Genomic DNA, 3812 nt, shown 5'->3' with positions numbered 1-3812 from the left:
GGCCGCAGCCGAGGGCGACGGCGACCTCGTCGATGCCGAGTTGCTCCCAGGCGGTCAGGCGCAGCACCTCCTGGTCGCCGGGGGCGAGCCGGGCCAGCGCCTCGTGCACCCAGTCGCCCGGCGTCTCGGTGCCGGGGCCGGACACGACGTGCCGGCGGTGGGCGGTGTGGTCGTTGCCGAGCCGGTCGACGAGCCGCCGCCGGCGCCCCTGGCCGCGTACCGCGTTGGCCAGGCAGTTGCGTGCCACCCCGTACAGCCACGGCAGCGGGGAGGCCGGCAGGTCCGCCCGGCGCCGCCAGGCGACCGTGAACACCTCCGCCACCACTTCCTCCACCTCGCTCGTACGCCCGTCCAGTCGCCGCGCGACATAGCGGCTGACCGCCCAGTAGTGCTCGCGATAGGCAGCGGCGAAGATCTCGTCGTCGCTCATGTCCCGTTCGTGTCCGGCTCCCCCGTGATCGTCACAGCCGTGTGCCGTGATCCATGTCGCGTCCTTCGAGTGTGACCGGCGCGCGGGGCACGGACACAGGCGGGTCGTGAAAAGCATCGACGGACTCAGGGGCCGCAAGGGCCTCACGTGGCTGACGACCACGGACCACAAGACGATCGGCACGCTGTATCTGGTGACGTCGTTCGTGTTCTTCATCATCAGCCGGGCGTCGTGGCAGCGGACCGCCCGGCGGGGTGAGGAACTGCGGGCGCAGTACGAGACCCGGTACCGCCGTCTGCGGCAGCGACTGCTGGGCTGGGTGCTCCTGGGCTGCGCCCTGGCCTTCGGAACCGTCCTCGTCGCCCTGTCGGCCGGTTAGGGAGTCACCCGCGCGCATGACGAGGGCCGCGGGTGAGGGCCGCCGCCGGACGCCGACGGCATCTGATTTTGTCGTGTACGCGCTCTTGTCGCGGGCGGCCCTCTTCCTTACTTTTCAGTAAGTTGCTTTTCACGGCACGTGATTCCGGATTGTGGGGAGAGCCGTCATGCCGGTCCGCAGAACCAGGCACCTGTGCGCCATCGCCGCCGCGCTCGTCCTCACCGTCACGGCGCCCACCGCCGCGGCCGCCGACTCCTCCCCCGCCCTGCGGGAGGTGCTGTTCGTCGGCAACAACTGGGACGGCACCGCCGATGTCATCGAGTCCACCGGCGACTTCGCACGGATCGGCCGGATCGACGTCGTCCCGGACAAGGACGAGCGGATGGCCGAGATCAACGCCGACCCGATCCGCTGGATCTACTTCATGGCGATCCGAAGCAGCGTCGGCGAGGGCCACGACCAGCTCGTCGACGACATGTACTCCACCCCGGACGGCACCTCGGTGGTGGTCTCCCGGCCGAGCTTCGCCGACGTGGTCTCCCTCGACCTCACCACCGGGCGGATCAACTGGCGTTTCCCGGTGTCGGGTTACCGCTCCGACCACATGGCGGTCTCCCCCGACGGCAAGCGCGTCGCCGTCTCGGCCTCGACCTCCAACACGGTGCACGTCCTGGACATCGGGACCGGTGACGAACTCGGCTCGTTCAAGACCGGCGACAAGCCGCACGAGAACGTCTTCAGCAAGGACGGCAAGTACATCTGGAACATGTCCATCGGCGAGGTGAACACCGCGCTCGACGCGACCTGGCTGGACTGGACGAAGGGCGACCGCCGTATCACGGTCGTCGACGCGACCACGTTCCGGCAGGTCAAGGTGGTCGACATGCGGGACCGGCTCGACGCCGCCGGGCTGAGGGACCACTCGGACGCGGTGCGCCCGGCCGCGTTCTCCCCGGACGAGTCGAAGCTGTACTTCCAGGTGTCGTTCTTCAACGGCTTCTTCGAGTACGACGTCGCCACCGACCGCATCACCCGCACCAAGACCCTGCCGAAGAACCCGGCCACCAGCGACGACCGCACCACCTGGGTCAACGACTCGCGCCACCACGGCATCACCATGAAACCCGACGGCACCAAGCTGTGTGTGGCGGGCACCATGGACGACTACGCGACCGTCGTCGACCGCGCGACCCTCCAGCAGGGTCCGCTCGTCACCGCGTCCAAGCCGTACTGGGCGACCGTCAGCGGTGACGGCAGGTCCTGCGTGGTCTCCGAGAGCGGCGCCGACCGGGTCACCGCCATCGACTTCGCGACCGGCGAGAAGACCGTGTCCGTACCCGTCGGCGACCACCCGCAGCGGGTGCGCCTCGGCCATGTGGAGGCCGGCTGGCCGGGCGCGGAGGGCGGGCGGCGGTGACTTCCGCGACGCGCCGAGCCGGTACGACGGGCGTCCCGGGCCCTCAGACGATCTCGAGGTTGGCCATCATGCCCATGTCCTCGTGCTCGGCGTTGTGGCAGTGGAAGAGGTAGCGGCCCCGGTGGCTGTCGAAGCGGGTGATGACCTCCACCGTCTCACCGGGCCGCAGCGACACCGTGTCCTTCAGGCCGGCGTCGTACGGCAGCGGCGCGCGCCCGTCGCGGGAGAGCACCCGGAACCCCGTCTGGTGGATGTGGACCGGGTGGTGGACGTCGGCGGTGAAGCGCCACACCTCGACGGCACCGCGCCGGGTGCGGACGTCGGTGCGCGACGGGTCGAACGGCTTGCCGCTGATGTACCAGCCGCTCCCCTGCTGCGCGTGCCCGGCGCGGAAGGTGAACCGGCGGACCGCGGTCGCCTGCGAGCGCCGCCAGGTGGGCAGGTCGTGGCAGAGCACCCTGGGGATCCTGCTGTGGTCGGACGCCTTGCGTGCGACGCGGAACGCCATGACGTCACGGGTGCGTCCGCTGCCGAGCAGGTTGCGCAGGCGCACCCGGCTGCCGGGCCGCAGGCCCGCGAAGTCGACGACCACGTCGTACCTCTCCGACGGCGCGATGGGCAGGGCGGTGTGGGTGACGGGGCCGGCGAGCAGCCCCTGGTCGGCGCCGATCTGCACCAGGTCTAGCCGGCGCCCGTCGTCCGTGACGGCCTCCAGCCGGTAGTGGCGGGCGTTGGACGCGTTGACCAGCCGCAGCCGGTGGCGTACGGCGTCGACCTCGTGGACGGGCCACGGCGCCCCGTTGACCACGATCACGTCGCCCAGGACACCGGCCGCGTAGGGCCCGGTCACCCCGGGCCGGTCGCGCAGCTCCGGGTCGAGGGCCGGGTAGGCCAGGGACCCGTCGGCGGCGAACGCCCGGTCGGCGATCATCAGCGCCAGCTCCCGCTCGCCGCAGGGCAGGTCCAGGGCGTCCTCGACCGCGTCCCGGACGATGTGCATGCCGGTCAGGCCCCGCCAGATCGCCGGAGCGGTGAAGTCCATCCGGTGGTCGTGGTACCAGAGCAACGCGGCACGCTGGTCGAGCGGGTACGTGTACTCCCGTGTCACCCTGCTCGTCACCGCGCGCGGGTCGTGCGCCATGTGCGCCCCGCCGTGGCGCCGGCGGCGGGACGCGGGGTCGGGCCAGCCGTCCGGGAGGACGAGGTCGGTGGGGTAGCCGTCGGACTCGGCCGGGGTGCGTCCGCCGTGCAGGTGCACCACGGTCGGCACGGGAAGCTCGTTGCGGTGCAGCACGGTGACCGGCCGGCCGCGACGGGACTCGATCGTGGGACCGGGGTAGGTGCCGTTGTAGGTCCACAGCGTCGTCGGCACCCCCGGCAGGATCCGGGCGGTCACCTGGCGCTGGGTGATCTCGTACCGGTCGGTGCCCCCGGAGGTGCCGGCCGGCGCCAGGACGGGCGGGATCGGCAGGGGCACGGTGTACGGCTCGGGCAGCGGTACGGCGCTGCGCAGCTGCTTGCCGGTGACGGCCGGGGGGCGCGCCGGCGCGGCGGCGGCCGTACCGCCCGCGGCGACCAGCCCCAGT

At 71.7% G+C, this 3812-nt stretch carries 3 protein-coding genes and 1 pseudogene; 2 read left to right on the top strand and 2 right to left on the bottom strand.

All coding sequences use genetic code 11. The features are described 5' to 3' along the window. Window positions 1-430: RNA polymerase sigma factor (locus tag B7767_RS24550; RefSeq protein WP_306297990.1), on the bottom strand; the 430-nt coding region annotated here is incomplete at its 3' end. A gap of 9 nt (window positions 431-439) precedes the next feature. Here B7767_RS24550 and B7767_RS48300 point away from each other — a divergent pair. Both B7767_RS48300 and B7767_RS24540 read left to right on the top strand, forming a co-directional pair. Continuing rightward, a pseudogene (locus B7767_RS48300) lies at window positions 440-650 on the top strand (hypothetical protein); the annotation flags it as partial. A 325-nt stretch (window positions 651-975) separates the two neighbouring features. Continuing rightward, entirely contained in the window at window positions 976-2226 is a 1251-nt protein-coding gene (locus tag B7767_RS24540; protein ID WP_085574105.1) for a YncE family protein, read from the top strand. Window positions 2227-2269: 43 nt separating this feature from the next. Here the strand turns inward: B7767_RS24540 and B7767_RS24535 are convergent. Further along, window positions 2270-3812, bottom strand: a 1543-nt coding sequence (locus B7767_RS24535; protein ID WP_256923552.1) for a multicopper oxidase family protein, incomplete at its 5' end; no start/stop codon positions are given.

The organism is Streptomyces sp. 13-12-16 (genome assembly GCF_002114215.1).
In the GTDB taxonomy this organism is placed as follows: Bacteria; Actinomycetota; Actinomycetes; order Streptomycetales; family Streptomycetaceae; genus Streptomyces.
Note: the sequence above shows the minus strand (reverse complement) of the source record. Positions and strands in the feature narration are given on the sequence as shown.

Excerpts from the sequence above, each read along its gene's own strand:
- B7767_RS24540 (WP_085574105.1), top strand. The coding sequence starts at position 976 with ATGCCGGTCCGCAGAACCAGGCACCTGTGCGCCATCGCCGCCGCGCTC.